Source organism: Thalassotalea piscium, assembly GCF_030295935.1.
Taxonomy (GTDB): Bacteria; Pseudomonadota; Gammaproteobacteria; order Enterobacterales; family Alteromonadaceae; genus Thalassotalea_B; species Thalassotalea_B piscium.
On record NZ_AP027362.1, the window covers coordinates 3394994 to 3416828 of the forward strand.

Here is a 21835-nt window from a genome sequence, read left to right on the forward strand (position 1 = left end):
CTTTATAAATACGTGTTATTCAATCTAATTCACTCTAACTCACTACTGAGTACGTGATTTGTGCTTATCGCACTCGTCAAACAAACAACCCGTTTACGTCTCTATCGAGCACGCAAAACTATTTGGGTGTTGTATGGTTAAGCCTCACGGGTAATTAGTATTGGTTAGCTCAATGCCTCGCAGCACTTCCACACCCAACCTATCAACGTTGTAGTCTCCAACGACCCTTTAGGGAGCTTAAAGCTCCAGTGAGAACTCATCTCAAAGCCTGCTTCCCGCTTAGATGCTTTCAGCGGTTATCAGTTCCGAACGTAGCTACCGGGCAATGCCATTGGCATGACAACCCGAACACCAGTGGTTCGTCCACTCCGGTCCTCTCGTACTAGGAGCAGCCCTCTTCAATTCTCAAACGCCCACGGCAGATAGGGACCGAACTGTCTCACGACGTTCTAAACCCAGCTCGCGTACCACTTTAAATGGCGAACAGCCATACCCTTGGGACCGACTTCAGCCCCAGGATGTGATGAGCCGACATCGAGGTGCCAAACACCGCCGTCGATATGAACTCTTGGGCGGTATCAGCCTGTTATCCCCGGAGTACCTTTTATCCGTTGAGCGATGGCCCTTCCATACAGAACCACCGGATCACTATGACCTACTTTCGTACCTGCTCGACGTGTCTGTCTCGCAGTTAAGCTGGCTTATGCCATTGCACTAACCGTATGATGTCCGACCATACTTAGCCAACCTTCGTGCTCCTCCGTTACTCTTTAGGAGGAGACCGCCCCAGTCAAACTACCCACCAGACAGTGTCCCCAAGCCCGATAAGGGCCCTAGGTTAGAACATCACGCATACAAGGGTGGTATTTCAAGGTTGGCTCCACCGCATCTAGCGACGCGGTTTCAAAGCCTCCCACCTATCCTACACATGTAGGAGCAATGTTCACTGTCAAGCTATAGTAAAGGTTCACGGGGTCTTTCCGTCTAGCCGCGGGTATACGGCATCTTAACCGCAAATTCAATTTCACTGAGTCTCGGGTGGAGACAGTGTGGCCATGATTACGCCATTCGTGCAGGTCGGAACTTACCCGACAAGGAATTTCGCTACCTTAGGACCGTTATAGTTACGGCCGCCGTTTACCGGGGCTTCGATCATGAGCTTCGCCGAAGCTAACCCAATCAATTAACCTTCCGGCACCGGGCAGGCGTCACACCGTATACGTCATCTTTCGATTTTGCACAGTGCTGTGTTTTTAATAAACAGTTCCAGCCACCTGGTTACTTCGACTCTCCGATGCTTACGCAGCAAGTGCTTCACATTAGAGAGCGTACCTTCTCCCGAAGTTACGGTACTATTTTGCCTAGTTCCTTCACCCGAGTTCTCTCAAGCGCCTTAGTATTCTCTACCTAACCACCTGTGTCGGTTTGGGGTACGGTTCCTATATATCTGACGCTTAGAAGCTTTTCCTGGAAGCATGGCATCAATGACTTCGTGTCCTTGGACACTCGTCTCGTATCTCAGCCTTAAGGATACCCGGATTTACCTAAGTTTCCAGCCTACATACTTTCACACGGACTACCAACGCCGTGCTCACCTAGCCTACTCCGTCCCTCCTTCGCAATATATAGAAGTACAGAAATATTAATCTGTTTCCCATCGACTACACCTTTCGGTCTCGCCTTAGGGGCCGACTTACCCTGCCCTGATTAACATGGGACAGGAAACCTTGGTCTTTCGGCGGGGGAGTTTTTCACTCCCCTTATCGTTACTCATGTCAGCATTCGCACTTCTGATACCTCCAGCAAGCTTTACAACTCACCTTCAACGGCTTACAGAACGCTCCCCTACCACTAGGACGTATCCTTAAGGTATCTGTTGACTTCGCTTCCCAACTCAACGTTCGGGTGAGCTTGACCGTTTTTCTTCTCTAAAACAATGAGAAAAACGTTAGTCTTAAATAGCTTAAGTGATACGTCCTAATCCGCAGCTTCGGTGCATAGTTTAGCCCCGTTACATCTTCCGCGCAGACCGACTCGACTAGTGAGCTATTACGCTTTCTTTAAAGGATGGCTGCTTCTAAGCCAACCTCCTAGCTGTCTATGCCTTTCCACATCGTTTCCCACTTAACTATGACTTTGGGACCTTAGCTGGCGGTCTGGGTTGTTTCCCTCTTCACAACGGACGTTAGCACCCGCAGTGTGTCTCCCGCATATCACTCATTGGTATTCGGAGTTTGCAAAGGGTTGGTAAGTCGGGATGACCCCCTAGCCTTAACAGTGCTCTACCCCCAATGGTGTTCGTGCGAGGCTCTACCTAAATAGATTTCGGGGAGAACCAGCTATCTCCCGGCTTGATTAGCCTTTCACTCCGACCCACAAGTCATCACCGCATTTTTCAACATACGTGTGTTCGGTCCTCCAGTTGATGTTACTCAACCTTCAACCTGCCCATGGGTAGATCGCCGGGTTTCGGGTCTATACCTTGCAACTAAACGCGCAGTTAACACTCGCTTTCGCTACGGCTCCCCTATTCGGTTAACCTTGCTACAAAATATAAGTCGCTGACCCATTATACAAAAGGTACGCAGTCACCCCGAAGGGCTTCCACTGCTTGTACGTATACGGTTTCAGGTTCTATTTCACTCCCCTCACAGGGGTTCTTTTCGCCTTTCCCTCACGGTACTGGTTCACTATCGGTCAGTTAGGAGTATTTAGCCTTGGAGGATGGTCCCCCCATGTTCAGTCAACGTTTCACGTGTGCCGACCTACTCGATTTCATGATAAGTTTATTTTCGTGTACGGGGCTATCACCCTGTATCGCTGCCCTTTCCAGAGCATTCCACTAATTTACAAACCACTTAAGGGCTAATTCCCGTTCGCTCGCCGCTACTAAGGAAATCTCGGTTGATTTCTTTTCCTCGGGGTACTTAGATGTTTCAGTTCTCCCGGTTCGCCTCTTTACGCTATGTATTCACGCAAAGATACTTGCTTATGCAAGTGGGTTTCCCCATTCGGATATCTCAGTCTGTAACGGTTTTTATCACCTTAACTGAGCTTTTCGCAGATTAACACGTCCTTCATCGCCTCTAACTGCCAAGGCATCCACCATATACGCTTAGTCACTTAACCATACAACCCCAAATAGTTTCCTATTGTGGTGTCTTGATGACAAGACCAAGACTGAATGTATGTCTGACATTTTCACGTACTCGTTATGGTACTTATTGCTAAGTAGTCATAATGGAGTTACTTGAATTAGATTTTTCGTTAACAGATAACAAGTTATCTCTTAACCAGCTCGTTCGATGACCGATAAAATCATCTGACTCGCTGTGGGTAGTTATCATTATGCATTTGAGCGCGCGACACGCCATTTGCCTGATAAATACCGGTATTTATATCAGCTTTCCAAATTGTTAAAGAGTTCGTTTTAGGACGCATTCGCCTAACCCGTGGTTTAAAAAACCAAACGTAATCTATTCATCTGAATACCTTAAGTTTGGTTTCTATTTCCTTTAGAAGAAGTGGTGGAGCTAAGCAGGATCGAACTGCTGACCTCCTGCGTGCAAGGCAGGCGCTCTCCCAGCTGAGCTATAGCCCCTCTTTTACTCAAAGAGAGTGGGTAACATGTTATTAAAGCAACTTCAATTACGTGATAGACAAGGCGAATAAATACGACGTGTGCAACGCGCACATGAGTGTTTATTCAACGCAGTATCTCGCGTAATTTGGTAGGTCTGGGCAGACTTGAACTGCCGACCTCACCCTTATCAGGGGTGCGCTCTAACCAGCTGAGCTACAGACCTATATAAATTGCCCGAAGCTTACATGTTAGGACTTCTTCTTTACTTTAGTTATCATTGCAATTTGTGTAGACACTCTGAAATGCAAGCATTTCCATTGAGCCGTTTTACTTCAAGATAAGGAGGTGATCCAACCCCAGGTTCCCCTAGGGTTACCTTGTTACGACTTCACCCCAGTCATGAATCACAAAGTGGTGACCGTCCTCCCGAAGGTTAAACTAGCCACTTCTTTTGCAACCCACTCCCATGGTGTGACGGGCGGTGTGTACAAGGCCCGGGAACGTATTCACCGTAGCATTCTGATCTACGATTACTAGCGATTCCGACTTCACGGAGTCGAGTTGCAGACTCCGATCCGGACTACGACGTACTTTGTGTGATTCGCTCCACCTCGCGGTATTGCAGCACTCTGTATACGCCATTGTAGCACGTGTGTAGCCCATCCCGTAAGGGCCATGATGACTTGACGTCGTCCCCACCTTCCTCCGGTTTATCACCGGCAGTCTCCTTAAAGTTCCCGACTTAACTCGCTGGCAAATAAGGATAGGGGTTGCGCTCGTTGCGGGACTTAACCCAACATTTCACAACACGAGCTGACGACAGCCATGCAGCACCTGTCTCACAGTTCCCGAAGGCACAAATCTATCTCTAGAAATTTCTGTGGATGTCAAGGGATGGTAAGGTTCTTCGCGTTGCATCGAATTAAACCACATGCTCCACCGCTTGTGCGGGCCCCCGTCAATTCATTTGAGTTTTAACCTTGCGGCCGTACTCCCCAGGCGGTCAACTTAGCGCGTTAGCTACGCTACCCACAGATCAAGTCCACAGACAGCTAGTTGACATCGTTTACGGCGTGGACTACCAGGGTATCTAATCCTGTTTGCTCCCCACGCTTTCGTGCCTCAGCGTCAGTATCTGTCCAGGTGGCCGCCTTCGCCACTGATGTTCCTTCCAATCTCTACGCATTTCACCGCTACACTGGAAATTCCACCACCCTCTACAGTACTCTAGCTAACCAGTTTCAAATGCAGTTCCGAGGTTGAGCCCCGGGATTTCACATCTGACTTAATTAACCGCCTACGCACGCTTTACGCCCAGTAATTCCGATTAACGCTCGCACCCTCCGTATTACCGCGGCTGCTGGCACGGAGTTAGCCGGTGCTTCTTCTGTTGCTAACGTCACAGTGCAAGGGTATTAACCTTACACCTTTCCTCACAACTGAAAGTGCTTTACAACCCGAAGGCCTTCTTCACACACGCGGCATGGCTGCATCAGGGTTTCCCCCATTGTGCAATATTCCCCACTGCTGCCTCCCGTAGGAGTCTGGGCCGTGTCTCAGTCCCAGTGTGGCTGATCATCCTCTCAAACCAGCTAGAGATCGTCGCCATGGTAAGCCTTTACCTTACCATCTAGCTAATCTCACTTGGGCTAATCTAAAGGCGAAAGGTGCCGAAGCATCCCCTCCTTTGGTCCGTAGACATTATGCGGTATTAGCAGTCGTTTCCAACTGTTGTCCCCCACCTAAAGGCATATTCCCAAGCATTACTCACCCGTCCGCCGCTCGTCAGCAGATAGCAAGCTATCTCTGTTACCGCTCGACTTGCATGTGTTAAGCCTGCCGCCAGCGTTCAATCTGAGCCATGATCAAACTCTTCAATTAAAAAATCGTTTGTGCGCTCCTCTACCTAAGTAAAGGCTCGCTGCTCAATGAATTCTGTCGTGTTATTCACCGAAGTGAATAACTACATAAAACGTACTAATTATTCTTTCCTAATAAAAGGAGAGAAAATTAATACTTATTTGTGTGACTTCTTCATTGCGCTGTTTTTGCTACCTAAGTAGCTGGTAAAATCAACATCAATGTGAGTGCCCACACAAATTGCATGATAACTAATTGTTAAAGAAATTCTTCGACTTACAAGAAGTGGAAGGAAAGTTAAAGCTCATTCGTTTAACTTTATCGCTGTAGGCCTTGCCTTAAGCGAGATGCGCATTCTACGCATTTGAATTTTAATGTCAACAGGTTTTTTAAAAAGTTTTTAAATTTATCAAAACATTTTTAAACCTTAGTTAACCGTTTAAGAAGCTAAAGCGCTTAGTAAACCTGTTAAAACTCTCACTTGGTCATCCTATTTAAGTGAACGTCGTATTTTCCATTACTTCGTCCTTCTCAAGTTCCCCTGAAGAAGTGGAGCGCATTCTAGCGACTTCATCAAAAGGATCAAGATCTTTTTTCACTTTTTTGTTTGTTTGGACAGTTATTGAACTAAACGCGAGTTTATTAGCCTAACAGTTAGGATCCTTTATTGATCCTCTGTATATAAAGACAGGAGATTTACGAGTGAATATACTTTATATTAATTCTCAGATAGGTTTCCTATTCACAACAATAAGCAACATCAATATAAGATGTGAGAACAATAATAATGAATAAATTAATTGTTTTGTTGCTACTTGTTGGAGTAAATATATGTTGTTATGCGCAAGGTAGCGTGGATAAAAGACAGGATAAGTTAATTACACAGTTATTAAGCCAACAGGTAAATCAACAAATTTCTTTAGAGAAAAGTGTCAGTGCTATTCTTGCCCGATATCCCGAACAGGTAGATTCTGTTATACATGCTTCATTAGCTCTGTATCCTGAACGTTATAAGGAGATACTCGCTGGTGCTATGAGAGCTGAGCCTGTATTAGCTTGTGAAGTTCTTGAAATATTACTTAAAGAAAATATCGCAGATCCACTTGAATTAGTTGCTTTAGCTGTTGAAGCTGAGCCCGCTTATGCCCAAGAGATTGTTAATATTGCTATGCTCTACAGCCCTGATAATACTGAAGCGATCGTTCATGTTGCTATTAATACTGAACCTCTATTATCTGATTCTGTAGTACAAAACTCTTTAAGCTCTTTTCCAAATAAAGTATTGGAAATTCTTTCTGGTGCTATAAAAGCTCTGCCGGAGCAAGTCTCGTTATTTGTTAACGATGCAATTAATTTATTCCCGACTAGAGGTGAAGAAGTTGTAGAAATGGCTGTAAATAATAGTACTGATACAGAGGCCAGAAAAATTGTTGCTTCTGCAATTGAAGCCGGTTTACACGAAGGTTCAGCTATTGAAGCCGCGATAGCAGGCGGTACCACTAAAGAACTGTTGGCTAAAGAGCATTAATAAACTTTCAGACATACTACAGCTACTTTAGAGCGATTACTAAAAAGAGCCTTAACAATATTATTATTAAGGCTCTTTTTTAAACAAATACTTATCTTCAATAAGTTCGGTGTGTTTATCTTTTACCTTTGCTGTTCACGCTCAATCGCTCGATAAGCTATATCTGTACGAAATTCTAGCCCTTTCCAACTGATTTGGTTTAATAATTGATAAGCAGCTTTTTGTGCTTCGGTCACACTAGTTCCTAAAGCTGTAGCGCATAAAACACGCCCACCGGCAGTAACCACTTGCTCATCTTTTATCGCTGTGCCTGCATGGAAAATTTTTCGATCAGCAAGGTCATTTGTTGATAAACCACTGATGATATCTCCTTTACTATACTCAGCAGGGTAACCACCCGCAGCTAAAACAACACCTACTGCAGCACGTTCGTCAAATTCAATTGTTGCTTGGTCCAAGTTGCCATTACATGCAAGCTGACACAGCTCAACAATATCTGATTGTAAGCGCATCATAATAGGTTGTGTTTCTGGATCACCAAAACGACAGTTATACTCAATAACTTTAGGTGTTCCATCTGCGTCTATCATTAGGCCGGCATACAAGAAACCTGTATATGGCGCATTTTCTTTCGCCATGCCATTAACTGTTGGATAGATAACTTCTTCCATTATGCGTTGATGGATTTCTGCTGTAACTACTGGTGCTGGTGAATATGCACCCATTCCACCGGTATTAGGACCTCTATCTCCGTTGTAAGCACGTTTATGATCTTGGCTGGTGGCAAAAGGTAAAACATTTTTACCATCAACCATCACAATAAAACTTGCTTCCTCACCATCTAAAAACTCTTCAATCACTACGCGGTGCCCTGCATCACCAAAGGCATTACCCGCTAACATATCTTTAATAGCGTCTTCAGCTTCAGTTAATGTCATCGCTACAATAACACCTTTACCTGCAGCTAAGCCATCGGCTTTGACCACAATTGGTGCGCCTTTTTCACGCACATAAGCTAATGCGGGTTCTATTTCGGTAAAGTTTTGATACCAACCTGTAGGAATTTTATTACGCGCTAAAAAATCTTTAGTAAATGCTTTAGAGCCTTCAAGCTGAGCCGCCTTAGCACTAGGTCCAAAGATCATTAACCCTTCACTTTGAAATGCATCAACAATACCATCAACTAATGGCTGCTCTGGCCCAACAATAGTAAGCCCAACATTATTATTTTTGGCGAAAACCACTAAAGCAGCCGTATCACCAACACTAATTGCAACATTTTCTAATTTTGGTTCGGATAAGGTGCCAGCATTACCTGGGGCAACAAACACTTTAATAACATTACTCGACTGAGCAGCTTTCCATGCAAGTGCGTGTTCACGTCCACCACTACCAATAACTAAAACATTCATTAACTAATTTCCTAAAATTTAAAAGCTGATCACGCAATAAATAATATTACCGCGTGATCTAGATTGATTCTATTTTACAAACTTCAACGTCATGCGATCACTTTCACCTATCGCTAAATACTTTTCTTTATCTTGTTCCTTTAACGCGAGACTTGGTGGTAAAGTCCAAACGCCTCTTGGGTGATCCGCTGTATCTTTAGGGTTAGCATTAATGTCACTGCTAGCAGCTAGTTTAAAACCTGCTGCTTTTGCATAGTCTATAACTAAAGCTTCAGGTACATAGCCAGATTTCATATTTTCTTTCCAACTTTGACTGGCAGGCATTCTATGCTCCACTACACCTAATACACCACCACTTTTAAGCGCTGTATATGCATCTTTAAACATTTGTTGCATACCTTCTTCGCCCCAGTTATGTAGATTGCGGAAAGTAAGTACCAAATCGGCAGTACCTTTAGGGGCTAATTCACTTTCTTTTTTAGGAACAAAGTCAGTCAGCACTACTTCACTATAGATAGGGTTACTCGCCAGCATTTTTACTAGGCTTTTACGTGAATTACTGTAGTAATTATCTTCACCAGTATCTGGATAATGTGCACCATATAAGTTACCAGAGCCTTTTAGCGCTGGTGCTAATATTTCGGTATACCAACCACCACCTGGGGTAAGTTCAACTACTGTCATATCTGGCTGAAACCCAAAAAACTCTAGGGTTTGCTTCGGATGACGGAATTCATCTCTAGCTTTGTTGGCAGCTGAACGGTGATTACTACTAATTGCATTATCTAATTCTACTGAGTTGTCAGTAGTCATGCAGCCCGTTAGTAATAAAGTAGTAGACAAGACACTTACACTAAGAATTTTCTTTATTGAGTTCATAAGTTTTTCCATGTTTTTATCGTTAAGGGGATTTATATTAACTGAATAGTTTTCTCAAAAAAGTATTCATTAAACGATAAATACTACCATAGATTAAAAAAAAGCAGCTAACTCTTTCAAGTAAACTGCTTTGTTATCCAATTAATGGCGGAAATGACGCATTCCAGTAAATACCATTGCAATATTATGCTCATCTGCTGCGGCTATTACTTCATCATCCCTCATTGAACCACCTGGCTGAATTACAGCAGTAATCCCAGCTTCTGCTGCGGCGTCTAATCCATCACGAAATGGGAAGAACGCATCTGAAGCCATAACAGAGCCTTTAACTTCAAGGTTTTCATCTGCTGCTTTTATACCAGCAACTTTAGCTGAGTACACGCGACTCATCTGGCCAGCACCTACCCCAATAGTCATGCTATTTTTTACATACACAATTGCGTTTGATTTTACATATTTCGCTACCTTCCAACAAAATTGTAAGTCACGCATTTCATCTGTTGTGGGTTTGCGTTTGGTAACAACTTTTAAATCGTTCTCTGCCACTTTACCTTGATCGCGATCTTGTATTAACAAACCACCATTAACACGCTTATAGTCTAAGCCTGTTGTTTGTGTATGCCATTGTCCACATTCTAATAAACGCACATTCGGTTTAGCTGCAACAATTTGCGCTGCCGCATCTGAAATACTTGGTGCAATAATCACTTCAACAAATTGACGTGAAACAATGGCTTCAGCAGTATCTGCATCTAATTCACGGTTAAAAGCAATAATGCCACCAAACGCTGAAGTAGGATCCGTTTTGTAAGCTAATTCATAGGCGGCTAGAATGTTATCTCCAATGGCAACTCCACAAGGATTTGCATGTTTAACAATAACACAAGCAGGTTCATCAAATTCTTTAACACATTCTAATGCTGCATCTGTATCAGCAATATTGTTATATGAAAGTGCTTTTCCTTGCATTTGGTTAGCCGTAGAAACTGATGCTTCTTCCGGTGATTGTTCTACATAAAAAGCAGCGGCTTGATGTGAGTTTTCACCGTAACGTAAGTCTTGTTTCTTAATAAACTGACTATTTACGGTACGTGGGAACTTGTTTTTATTTTCAAAATTTGGTGCTAAATTATCGCTACCATAGGCAGGTAACATTTGACCAAAGTAGTTTGCAATCATGCCATCGTAAGCAGCTGTATGTTCGAAAGCAGCAATAGCCAGATCAAAACGCGTACTGTAGCTTAATGATTCATTATTATTATTCATTTCTGCAAGTACACGGTTATAATCATGCGCATTCACTATAATAGTAACGTCTTTATGATTTTTAGCAGCAGCTCGCACCATTGTTGGGCCGCCGATATCAATATTTTCAATAGCATCAGTTAATGTACAACCTTCTTTTGCTACTGTATTGGCAAATGGATACAAATTAACCACAACCATATCGATTGCATCAATGTTATGTTCTTGCATCACAGCTTCGTCAGTACCACGGCGCGCTAAAATACCACCATGAACTTTTGGATGAAGTGTTTTTACGCGACCATCCATAATTTCAGGATGACCTGTGTGATCAGACACTTCTGTTACTTTAATGCCATTATCAGCAAGTAACTTAGCCGTGCCTCCGGTAGATAAAATATCTACACCTTTTTGTGCAAGACTGCGGGCGAAATCGACAATACCAGTTTTATCAGAAACACTTAATAGTGCACGTTTGATCGGGCGAGGGGTATCCATTACGTTTTGCTTACCTATAATTAATGTATATTTATACCAATTTCACCAACTATATGATCACTTCTACTAGCTAAAACAATCAACTACGACGCTGTTTATTTAATAATTAGAGCAACTAGTTATGAAAATAAATGCCTTGTATTTGACTGTTTCTTCTGCGTATAAAGTAGATCACTTATTATTAAAACTGGTATTAGAATAAATTGCAGGGAAAAGTTATCCATTTGGTCAACTTAGAACCCTAATAAGTAAAAAAGCACCCTAGGGTGCTTTTTCGTTGCAGGTACTTAATACCTGCAAAATTTTAGTTCATACCGTATTTCTTTAATTTCTTACGTAAAGTACCACGGTTAATGCCTAGTAAGTTCGCTGCGCGAGTTTGGTTACCTCGAGTATACTTCATTACTTCTTCAAGCATTGGCGCTTCAATTTCAGAAAGTACAAGGTCGTACATATCATCTACATCATTACCGTTTAATTGTGATAAGTAGTTGCTAATAGCGATTTTAGCTTGAGTACGTAATGGTGAAGCCTCAGTTTGAGCTTGCAAATTACCAGTAACAAATGGAGATGAAATATTTTGTTCAAACATATAGTTCAGACTCTTTCTTAAGTTAAATTATCAAAATACCTAGTTAATGCTGTTAGTTGGTCTTCTGTTGACTCTAATGCATTAAAAATAGAACGAAACTCTTTATCTGGTTCAAGCAATTGCATGTACCAAGATACGTGTTTACGGGCAAATCTTAAGCCCATAAAGTCACCATAAAAATTATGTAATCCTTTAACATGTTCAATTATTATTGAACGCTTCTCTTCCATAGAAGGTGGCAAGCTATGCTGCCCTGTTTCCAAAAAATGATTAATTTCTCGAAATATCCACGGTTGGCCTTGAGCACCTCGGCCGATCATCACTGCATCAGCATTGGTAAATTCAAGTACCCGTTGTGCTTTTTCAGGGCTAGTAATGTCTCCATTAGCAACCACAGGAATAGAAACAGCTTGTTTAATTGCTTTAATGGTATCGTATTCCGCATCGCCTTTATAAAAGTCGTTGCGTGTACGGCCATGTACCACTAATGATTGAATACCATTGTGTTCAGCAATTTTTGCTATTTCTATGCCATTACGTGTGTTTTCACACCAACCAGTACGAATTTTCAATGTAACTGGTACTGATACAGCATCAACAACAGACTTTACAATCTGCTCCACTAACAAAGGCTCTTTTAATAAAGCAGAGCCTGCTAGTTTCTTGTTTACCTTTTTCGCTGGGCAACCCATATTAATGTCAATAATTTGCGCGCCATCATTAACATTAACTTTTGCTGCAAAAGCTAGCTCTTGTGGGTCTGACCCCGCAATTTGAACCGAACGTATACCGGCAAGCTCGCTATGGCGTGTTCGGTGCAATGATTTTTCAGTTTTCCACACCTTAGGGTTTGCTAATACCATTTCAGATACGGCTAACCCTGCCCCCATTCGACAACAAAGCTCTCGAAAAGGTTGATCAGTAATACCTGCCATTGGCGCTAACATCACCTTACTGGCTAATGAATATGAACCTATTTTCATTGCTGTTTTTTTGAGCTACCAGTCAAAAGGGCGCTAAGTTTACGCGTTTTTATTTGAATTGAAAAGAATATAAATTGAACAAATGACGCTTTTTTTCATCATTTTGATATTGACATTTTGCAAACTATTGATGTGTGCAGATTTTAACCAAACAAGTATTAAAATCTGCACAACTTTTTATTATTTTCGTGTACCGGATAAACGTACCCACTCTTCTTGAACAGCAATATTATCCATTTCACACCACTGGCCATAGAGTATTTGCAATTCTTGCGCCTGATTTTCCAACACACCTGATAAAGCTAACAAGCCTTTTTCTCCAACAAACTGCATAATAACAGGCGCAAGCTCTCTCAACGGACCTGCTAAAATATTTGCAACAACAACATCTGCTTGAATGCTCGGTTGGTCTGCTGGTAAGTACAATGACAAGCGATCTTCAACCCCATTTCGTTCTGCATTGGCTTTGCTTGCTTGCAATGCTTGTGGATCTATATCAATACCAATAACTCTTTCTGCCCCTAACTTTAATGCGGCCAATGACAAAATTCCTGAACCACAACCAAAATCGACAACAGTTTTACCTGTTAAATTTAAGCTATCGAGCCAAGTTAAACACAATGCAGTAGTTGGGTGAGTGCCCGTACCAAAGGCTAAACCGGGATCTAACATTACATTAACTGCTGTTGGGTCAGGCACGTCGCGCCAGCTTGGACAAATCCATAAACGCTCACCAAACTTCATTGGATGAAAGTTATCCATCCACTCTCGTTCCCAATCTTTATCTTCTAGCTGCTCTAATTTAAAACGCATTGCTTTTTTATCAGGATGAATTGATTGTAAATAAGCAATTACTTTGTCCATATCATGGCTAGCGTCGTAAAGCCCCATCACAACCGTATTTTGCCAGTAAATAACCTCGTCGCCGGGTAAAGGCTCGTAAATAGGCGTATCTTTGGCATCAATAAAAGTAACCGCTTGTGAGCCACTGGCCATTAACCAATCACTGTATTTTTCAGCGGTATCTTCATCAGCACTAATTCTTAGTTGTATCCAAGGCATTTATTTGGCTCTGCTTTATATAATATAATTAGCATAAGTTTAACATTACTGACTTTTATCGGTACAGGTTACCTTTCATATTTTAAACATTAATTATAATTTTATCTGCTGTTCGTAATTCTCACGTTATAGTATTCTCCATTAATACACCACTACGTAATGCTTTAAGATAAGTAATTAAACAAATGAAATATTTTCCCATTTTTTTAGACGCTGTCCATATTAACGCTTTAGTAATAGGTGGTGGTGATGTTGCCGCCAGAAAGATAGAATTATTACTGAAAACCACAAATACCATTACTATTATGTCTGCACACGTAAACGAAAGCGTTGAAAGATTAATAAAAAGTAATCAATTAGTATGGTTGGCACATAACTATCAGCCCGGCCTGTTAATGCAATATAATCTAGTTATTGCCGCTACCGATCAAGAAAGTATAAATACACAAGTCGCTAAAGAAGCGCATAAAGCCAATATACTGGTAAACGTGGTAGACCAACCTGCCCTTTGTCGATATATCACGCCAGCGATAATAGACAGAACTCCAATAATAATTGCTATGTCTAGTTCAGGCACTGCACCTATTTTATTACGTATGTTACGCGAGCAAATAGAAAAAATGTTACCCGCAGGATATGGAAAGCTTGCCGACTTCTCGTTTAAATTTCGTGAGCATGTAAAAGCTAGAATAAAAGGCTTACGTAATCGTCGTACATTTTGGGAAGAAACATTACGCGGCACAATTGGCAAAATGGTACTTAGTGGAAATATAGAACCTGCCGAGAAATTACTCATTAATAGCTTAAAAAACAGTGTTGCCCCACCAAAAGGCGAGATAGTATTTATTCATACCCTTTCAGGTGAGCCAGATAAACTAACCTTAGCTGCACACCGAGAAATGCAATTTGCAGATGCTGTAATTTACGACGAAGCCGTTAATGAACAATTAATTGAATATATTCGCAGAGACGCTGACAAATTTCCGCAGAGTATACCTTCTACTATTTTAATTAATTACCAACACGCAATTGAACTAGCAGAAAACGGAAAAAAAGTTATTTATTTACTCGCGGGTAATAACCCTTTACCCGCTAACGTAGCGCTATCTCAAAGTGCGATTAGCACCCAACAACTTGTTAGTGGCCTGTAGATTTTAGGTTATGTATATCATTGTACGAGGTCATTTTTTTGTATGTAATAAGCTTTATCAAATATTTTAACTATATTGGCTTTAATATTGCTTGTATTAATCATCAGATAGCGTTTTTTGTAGGGCTGAATTAATGAAGTCAATAAAATATATGTTAACAATAGGGTTATTAATATTGATAACCGGCTGCTCTTTAAGTCAAGTTAGTCGCTTTGATTTAGGTTTTAGTAATAACGACGAAACCAGTAACGTTAAGCGTTTATGCGTTAATGATGAAGGCGATTTTTATCAATGTAAAGAAATGGAACTATCCAATCAAAGCACTGATAATAAAGATGAATTCAAAAGCCACTTATTTCAGCCCGGCACAAACTTTCAATCCCTTGGGGAATACACTGAACAAATGGTCTACGTAATATTTGACAAATTAAGTGTTAACCCAGTGGTAAAATCTATTGCAGTTCCCCCCTTTATTTCAGTATTACCAAACAGTGCTAGCGATAGTAAGCTGAACATAGAATTAGCAGAGCTATTTATTGCCGATCTCCAAAATATTGGCTTGCCGGTGGCAGAAAATGTCCTTACTTATGCAGAACCAAGTGAAAAAAATGACTTTCTCAATACTATTGCCTACATACAAAATAACGAAGATGTTGGCTATATATTAAAAGGCACCGTCAGAAAAAATGATAAAGGCATTATGATTTATGCAAAAATAATTAATGTCGAGAGTAAAGCGGTTATCGCATCAACATCAAAGTTAATACCACAATATTTGGTGAACAAGTTTGCTAGTTGATGCAAAAAGTAAATAATAGTTAAATTTAACGTATCGAAACGCTGCTGAGCAGCACAAAGGTTATTGAGGTAAAATATGCACCGTTTACTCGTATTTATTTGTAGTTTTTTACTGTTGTCATGTGCGCAGTCACCTCAGGGGAGCAATAACTCTATAGACAATAAGCAAAATAATACAGCTGATAGCTACGTATCAAGCACTAGCAATGAAGAGATGATCCACCAGCGAATGAAGGTGCTAGCTAACAAGCTGTTTTCTACTGCACAAAATATTGAACCAAGCCACCCCCTTGCCGTAGGTACTTTTTTACCTGTAACCCAGTTGGGCGGAAAATTAATACCCAGCGACAACTTTATCGGTCACCAAGTTCAAGAAAGCTTAATTACCTTAAGCACACAAGCAGGCTTAAATGTTATTGAATACAAAACCATGCCATCTGTTAAATTACAGTCAAGCTACGACGTTATGTTATCAAGAGATATTAACGAGCTTAATAAAGATTTTAACGCTTATTACTACTTAACAGGTACTTACGCAGAGCAAACCGACCTTTACATTATTAATGCACGTATTATAGAGCTAAAAACTCAGCGTGTAGTGGCTGCAGCAACTGATTATTTGCCCATTAACATTATGTCAACACAGCGTAAAGTTGGCATGAAAAACAACATGATTTACCGTAACGCTTATTAAGGTGATGTGATGAAAAATTTGATCTCCGCAGCTTGTGTAGCCGCCCTATTAACAGGCTGTTCAACTATAGACAATTCAGTTTCGACCCAGGCTAATGAAACACAAGTACAAACTAATAATGAACTAGCCGCTAGTGGGGCAGGCGATGCACTATTTCGCTTTCCAAAATCAACAATGAACAACAAAACTGATGAAGAAATTTTTCAAGGCCCTGCACTCACCAAAAACATTAATTTTTATATGCGTGGGTTAATGCAAGATTTAGTGAGTAACTTAGAATACGTAAATGGAAGAACACCAGTTGCAGTTACCAGCTTTGTTAATTTAGATAGCGACTTTGAAAGTAGTAGTTTGTTAGGCAACCAAATCGCCGAAAGCTTAATGCATGAAATTCATAAAGTAGGTATTCCGGTACTAGACTATAAAGTAACTGATTACTTACGCGTAACCGAACAAGGTGACTTTATTATGAGTAGAAATTTTAACGAATTAACTAACAACATACCTATTCGTTACGTGTTTACTGGAAATTTAGTAAAGCACCAGGGCGGATATTTAGTTAACGCACGTGTTGTTGGCATTAAGTCGAAAGCGGTCGTGGCATCAGCGCAAAGCTTTATCCCTGCAAGTGTTGCCAAAGCAATATTAGATACAGAGCCTAGAGTTAGCGAACAACAAATACCGTTAATTCAGGGGTAAAATACTCAACAGTCAACTATATCTCTCTTCAATTATATAGACGTAGTTGACTGATATTTTAGTAAAAAAGTGCTTTTACTTACTATAACTTACTGCAATTGGAATCGTTAACACCGCTTTGCCCTTTCTTTTCAGCCAGAAATATATTGCCATAAAGGTTAGTATTACTAATGTGATACTTGTTGATGCATATAAGGTTTGTTCGCTAAATGTTGCCACTTGGTAAACGAGTGTTGCCACTAAGTACGCCAGTGTAAAGCTCCATAATGCTGCAAACGATGCCCAGCGATTTCCTACTTCATTTTTTATCGCCCCCATTGCCGCTGCACATGGCGTGTACAGTAAAATAAAGAGTAAGTAGCTAAATGCGCCTAATTGCCCCGCAAATGCATTTTGCATGGCATGATAGGTAGAAACAGTGACATGTTGTTCTTCTGCGGCCGCATTCAAATCGGTTACATTTCCAACATCAACACCTAAAGGATCATCTGGCGCTATACCTAATAGGTTTTCTTTAATTGAATCTGTCGCTTCTTGCCAGCGATTTGCAAAACTAAGTTCTGCTTCATCTTCTTCAGCTGCAGACGAATATAGGTTATTAAAGGTAGCAACTAGTGCTTCTTTAGCAAAAATTCCAGTAATTATCCCCACACTGGCTTGCCAGTTGTCTTCTTTAATACCAATGGGCGCTAATGCAGGTGTAACAAGCTGTGCTGTTTTGCTTAAAATTGAGTCATTCTGCTCATGATGTCCAAAACTACCATCTGTGCCTAATGAGTTAAAAAAGTTAAGAAAGCAAACCACTATAACAATGGTTTTCCCTGCACCAAAAACAAATGATTTAGTGCGTCGTCCTACCCGTTTAATTAACGCCCCTGCTCTAGGTACTTCATATAAAGGAAGCTCCATAAAGTTAGCTGATGTATTGCCTGAAAGTACGGTAGCTTTAAGTAGAAAACCTGTAAATAAAGCCGCGGCAATACCTATTAGGTAAAGAAGAAATACTAGGTTTTGACCGGACTCTGGAAAGAATGCCGCTGCAAATAACGCATAAACAGGCAAACGTGCACCGCACGACATAAATGGCGACATCATAATGGTGGTAATGCGTTCTCGTTCACTGTCTAATACTCGTGCCGACATTACCGCCGGTACTGTACAACCAAAGCCAACAATTAATGGTACAAAGGCTTTTCCAGGCAAACCAATTTTTTGCATAACACTTTCAACAACAAACGCGGCTCTAGCAAGATAACCGCTTGTTTCAAGTAGTGATAAGCCAATAAATAAACACATAATAACTGGAATAAATGTTGCCACAGTTTGAATACCGCTGCCTATTCCTTCAATAATAGTAATTATCCAGGCAGGCAAGTTAAATTGCGCTAAAAACTGCAAAGGATATTCAACAAAAATTGCGCCAGCCAAAATATCAAAAAAATCGATAAAGGCGCTGCCAACATTAATGGCAAACATAAACAATAAATACATCATTAATAGAAATATTGGCACGCCCGCTAATGGATGTAAGATAACGTTATCTATTCGATCTGATAACGTATGGTGCTGTAAAGGCGTTATTGTGACTTGTTCAAGCACTTGATCAATAAAGTTATAGCGAGCTTGCATTATTTGCATAGCCGCTTCACCGTCTGACTTACACGCACACGCTTTGGTATTTAACGAGGTTTCATAAGCTAATAAGCTTTGCTCAGCTTTGGCCATTTCGCTTAACACCGCTTCGGGAACACTAAGCTCTTTTGGCAAGTTAGTTTTGTTAGGTAGAGATTCTAGTGCTTTAGCTATCTGCTGACGAGCTACTTTGCTTCTACCATCAGTTTTAATAACTGGGCAGCTTAACAACTTTGATAATTTTTCACAGTCAACTTCACGTGCTTCTTTGCGATCTGTTTTCGACAATACTACCAGCACAGGTAAGCCAAGCTCTAATAGCTGCGTGGTTAAATATAATTGACGCTGAAGTTGAGTAGCATCAACCACATTGATAATACAGTCTATCGACTCTTGCTCTAAAAATTGGTGCCCTATCGAAAGATCTTGGCTTTGGTGCTGGCGTTTAGACAGCGAAGGAATTCCTGGCAAATCTGTAAATAAAGTTATTTGCTGATTGAAGCTCACCTGCTGTTGCTTTGCAGCAACCGTTACACCGGCCCAATTACCTGTAGTTTGCTTAGTATGTGCGAGTTGATTAAATAGCGTGCTTTTACCTGAGTTAGCAAAACCAACTAAGGCGTAATGAACAGTTTGAGACATTATATTGCTTCTAATTCTACGTGTATCTGCGCCGCTAATGATTGATGAATGCTCATTTTTGTGCCGTGCAAATAAAATGCAAGTGGTCCGTTAAAAGGGGCAATATGTGCAAGTTCTACTAATGAATTTGGTACAAAGCCTTGTTCCATTAATCGACTTGATAGCGATAAGTCGGCAGGTAACGATTTAATACGTGCGCGTTGCTTCTTTTTTAATTTAGATAGTGTCACTTAAATTACCACACAAGTTAACTGATAACGATTATCATTTATATTAAATGATTTTAGGATAAATTAACAATAAAATTCCGTAATAATATTGATTTAGATCTGCTTTTATTAGGGCGTGTTGATCTTTGCTGTACATTTTTGCAGCGATTTATTTGGTATTTATACAAGGCTGAACTTATGTAATGGGGTTGTTCCCCATAAATAAGTGAAAACGCCGTAGAAAAACCAAAGAGGCGCTGTCCTAAGGATACGTTTAAACATGATTTACTTTTCGTTGCTTACACGGAAGTAGGTACTTAGCGTGAGCAGGACGTGGAAGCTGTCTAGCTCATTTATGTAGAATACTACACTTTATTCGCTACGCCTCAATTAAATCATGTTTAATTCGTACAAAATTTGTACTCGAAAGTTCAACACGCCCTAGTTCCTAAGAAAATAACACCGGCTCTAACAATTAAAATATTTATCACCTAATAAACGTAGAAATAATCTCAAGTCATCTGCCTCTCTGTTACTAATTGATTCATATAAGCTCGGTAATAAAACAATAAAGTGTCAGGTTTTTTTACACTTATTAAATGTTCAAAAAAAGTTAACTTGTAAGTTGATGATAGTTAATTATAAATAAAAATGGCACTTTTTATGCTTACTAACAATACGTTTATTTCAGGGATAGTAAAAAGTTGTTTCCTGAAGCATACTTTAACGATAAAGGATCAATACCATGTTAAAAAAACTGACAAAAACCCTCTTATGCTGTGCAGCATTATTAACAGCTAATGCCAATGCTAATATAATAGTAGATCTTGAACTACAATTACTTGCCGATATTTCAGGCAGTGTTAATCAGACTGAATACGAATTGCAAATACAGGGATATGAAGCTGCGTTTCGTGATAGCTCAGTAATTAACGCCATTGTAAACGGTCAAAATGGTGGAATAGCTGTTCAATATATTGAGTGGGCACAAAATGCTGATACTCGTATAGACTGGTTTCATATTTATGACAGTGCTTCTGCGAATGCATTCGCAGACCTTTTAGGTGGTTTTTCATCAAAAATGGCTGGAATCAATACTGGTTACACAAATATTTATGCTGCTATTGATTATGGTAAAGGTTTATTTTTCAACAATGCTTATGATTCTGCTCGCCAAGTAATGGATGTCTCTGGCGATGGTACAAGCAATGCTTCGGCCACAGCTGCTGCTAGAGACTCTGCTTTAGCACTTGGAGTTGATACTATTAATGGTATTACTATTGGCGGCAGTTCTAATTTAGATAATTTCTATACTAATAATGTTATTGGTGGCACTAACGCTTTCCTAATTAGTGCTAATACTTTTGCTGACTTTACTGCGGGTATTCAACAAAAGTTAGTACGTGAAATTACTGGTGGTGGTGGCGGTGCCACTGTACCTGAGCCTTCTACAATTGCATTATTTGGTTTAGCAATTTTAGGTTTAGCCTCAGCTAGCCGTAAAAAAGTATAATAACTTAATAAAACCTAACAAACCTTAATAACCCTACTTTATCAGTAGGGTTTTTATATCCAACGTGCTATAACTTTACCCAACCCGTATTAGATATCTTCATTGTAGAAAGCACTAAATAAGCGTAAGATTGCTATTAATCCTACGTCACATAGCCTTTATGGTATATGGCCTATTTACTCATATTAAGGGCATAATTGTGACATTAATCAGAGTTGCGTATCAGACTATTGAGTTTGGCGATATCGATATTCATTTGCGAACGTTGCGGGATAAAAACCAATTTTCTGATGATAACAATGAAGCAAAAAACTTAGGTATAAACTCCACGCTCTGGCCTATATTTGGGGTTATATGGCCGTCTAGTATTGTGCTGGCCAATTATATGAATCACTTTAATACGCAAGGTAAGCGCATTTTAGAAATAGGCTGTGGTATTGGTTTAACTAGCTTAATGTTAAATAAACGACACGACGATATTACTTCTACCGATATGCACCCTGAAGTTCAGCGTTTTTTAGATAAAAACACCCACCTTAATCGTGATGCAGATATTCCATTCTATCGTACAAACTGGGCTGATTTATGTCCCGAGCTCAAAACCTTTGATGTAATAATTGGTAGCGATATTCTTTATGAAGATGAACACATTGATCTGCTAATTGCCTTTATCGAGCGCCATGCCAACCCAGCTTGTGAAGTTATTTTAGTAGACCCTGGTAGAGGACGGAAAGCTAAATTTAGTAAAAAAATGGCCTTACTTGGTTATTCAGCAAACCAAGAAAAGGCGCAACAGGCAATTAATATGCCTGATGCTTATAACGGCTACATTTTATCTTTTAAGCGGTAAGGCTT

15 protein-coding genes, 2 tRNA genes and 2 rRNA genes are annotated in these 21835 nt (G+C 40.4%); 7 read left to right on the top strand and 12 right to left on the bottom strand.

Annotated elements, in window-relative coordinates; genetic code table 11:
• Positions 1-133: 133 nt before the first annotated feature.
• The 4 genes from QUD79_RS15090 to QUD79_RS15105 all read right to left on the bottom strand — a co-directional run bounded on the left by QUD79_RS15090 (position 134) and on the right by QUD79_RS15105 (position 5464).
• Positions 134-3129 (bottom strand): 23S ribosomal RNA (locus tag QUD79_RS15090).
• 396 nt (positions 3130-3525) lie between these two features.
• Positions 3526-3601 (bottom strand) — tRNA-Ala (locus QUD79_RS15095).
• A 128-nt stretch (positions 3602-3729) separates the two neighbouring features.
• Positions 3730-3806, bottom strand: a tRNA-Ile gene (locus QUD79_RS15100).
• A 115-nt stretch (positions 3807-3921) separates the two neighbouring features.
• Positions 3922-5464 (bottom strand): 16S ribosomal RNA (locus QUD79_RS15105).
• The 16S and 23S rRNA genes sit together here with 2 tRNA genes alongside, the layout of an rRNA operon.
• A gap of 832 nt (positions 5465-6296) precedes the next feature.
• On the opposite strand from QUD79_RS15105, the gene QUD79_RS15110 reads away from it, so the two are divergent.
• Positions 6297-6971, top strand: a complete 675-nt coding sequence (locus tag QUD79_RS15110) for a hypothetical protein (protein WP_184424536.1) — start codon at positions 6297-6299, stop codon at positions 6969-6971.
• A 122-nt stretch (positions 6972-7093) separates the two neighbouring features.
• Here the strand turns inward: QUD79_RS15110 and purD are convergent, their stop codons facing one another.
• From purD to prmA, 6 genes are all read right to left on the bottom strand, one after another.
• On the bottom strand, positions 7094-8383 hold the full coding sequence (gene purD / locus QUD79_RS15115) for a phosphoribosylamine--glycine ligase (RefSeq protein WP_184424537.1): 1290 nt from the start codon (positions 8381-8383) through the stop codon (positions 7094-7096).
• Positions 8384-8452: 69 nt separating this feature from the next.
• Entirely contained in the window at positions 8453-9262 is an 810-nt protein-coding gene (locus QUD79_RS15120) for a class I SAM-dependent methyltransferase (RefSeq protein ID WP_184424538.1), read from the bottom strand.
• A 141-nt stretch (positions 9263-9403) separates the two neighbouring features.
• Complete coding sequence (gene purH / locus QUD79_RS15125) at positions 9404-11005, bottom strand: bifunctional phosphoribosylaminoimidazolecarboxamide formyltransferase/IMP cyclohydrolase (RefSeq protein WP_184424539.1); 1602 nt, start codon at positions 11003-11005, stop codon at positions 9404-9406.
• Positions 11006-11309: 304 nt separating this feature from the next.
• Positions 11310-11597: a DNA-binding transcriptional regulator Fis gene (fis, locus tag QUD79_RS15130; protein WP_184424540.1), complete on the bottom strand. Its 288-nt coding sequence runs from the start codon at positions 11595-11597 to the stop codon at positions 11310-11312.
• A gap of 17 nt (positions 11598-11614) precedes the next feature.
• Positions 11615-12580, bottom strand: coding sequence for a tRNA dihydrouridine synthase DusB (gene dusB, locus QUD79_RS15135; protein ID WP_184424541.1), 966 nt, complete (start codon positions 12578-12580; stop codon positions 11615-11617).
• Between the two features lie 180 nt (positions 12581-12760).
• Positions 12761-13642, bottom strand: coding sequence for a 50S ribosomal protein L11 methyltransferase (gene prmA, locus QUD79_RS15140; protein ID WP_184424542.1), 882 nt, complete (start codon positions 13640-13642; stop codon positions 12761-12763).
• A gap of 185 nt (positions 13643-13827) precedes the next feature.
• On the opposite strand from prmA, the gene QUD79_RS15145 reads away from it, so the two are divergent.
• The 4 genes from QUD79_RS15145 (at position 13828) to QUD79_RS15160 (ending at position 16984) form a co-directional block, all read left to right on the top strand.
• On the top strand, positions 13828-14793 hold the full coding sequence (locus tag QUD79_RS15145) for an NAD(P)-dependent oxidoreductase (protein ID WP_184424543.1): 966 nt from the start codon (positions 13828-13830) through the stop codon (positions 14791-14793).
• A 133-nt stretch (positions 14794-14926) separates the two neighbouring features.
• On the top strand, positions 14927-15592 hold the full coding sequence (locus tag QUD79_RS15150; protein ID WP_184424544.1) for a FlgO family outer membrane protein: 666 nt from the start codon (positions 14927-14929) through the stop codon (positions 15590-15592).
• Between the two features lie 75 nt (positions 15593-15667).
• Positions 15668-16285 (top strand): FlgO family outer membrane protein, encoded by a 618-nt coding sequence (locus QUD79_RS15155; protein WP_184424545.1) that lies wholly within the window; start codon positions 15668-15670, stop codon positions 16283-16285.
• 9 nt (positions 16286-16294) lie between these two features.
• A complete protein-coding gene (locus tag QUD79_RS15160; protein WP_184424546.1) occupies positions 16295-16984 on the top strand; it encodes a FlgO family outer membrane protein in 690 nt (229 codons plus the stop codon).
• A gap of 75 nt (positions 16985-17059) precedes the next feature.
• Here QUD79_RS15160 and feoB read toward each other — a convergent pair whose 3' ends face one another.
• On the bottom strand, positions 17060-19258 hold the full coding sequence (gene feoB / locus QUD79_RS15165; protein ID WP_184424547.1) for a ferrous iron transport protein B: 2199 nt from the start codon (positions 19256-19258) through the stop codon (positions 17060-17062).
• Entirely contained in the window at positions 19258-19488 is a 231-nt protein-coding gene (locus QUD79_RS15170) for a FeoA family protein (protein WP_184424548.1), read from the bottom strand. The genes feoB and QUD79_RS15170 overlap by 1 nt, the downstream gene beginning before the upstream one ends.
• Before the next feature lie 724 nt (positions 19489-20212).
• On the opposite strand from QUD79_RS15170, the gene QUD79_RS15180 reads away from it, so the two are divergent.
• Positions 20213-20980: a DUF1194 domain-containing protein gene (locus tag QUD79_RS15180; RefSeq protein WP_184424605.1), complete on the top strand. Its 768-nt coding sequence runs from the start codon at positions 20213-20215 to the stop codon at positions 20978-20980.
• 199 nt (positions 20981-21179) lie between these two features.
• Entirely contained in the window at positions 21180-21830 is a 651-nt protein-coding gene (locus QUD79_RS15185; protein WP_184424549.1) for a class I SAM-dependent methyltransferase, read from the top strand.
• Positions 21831-21835 lie beyond the last annotated feature (5 nt).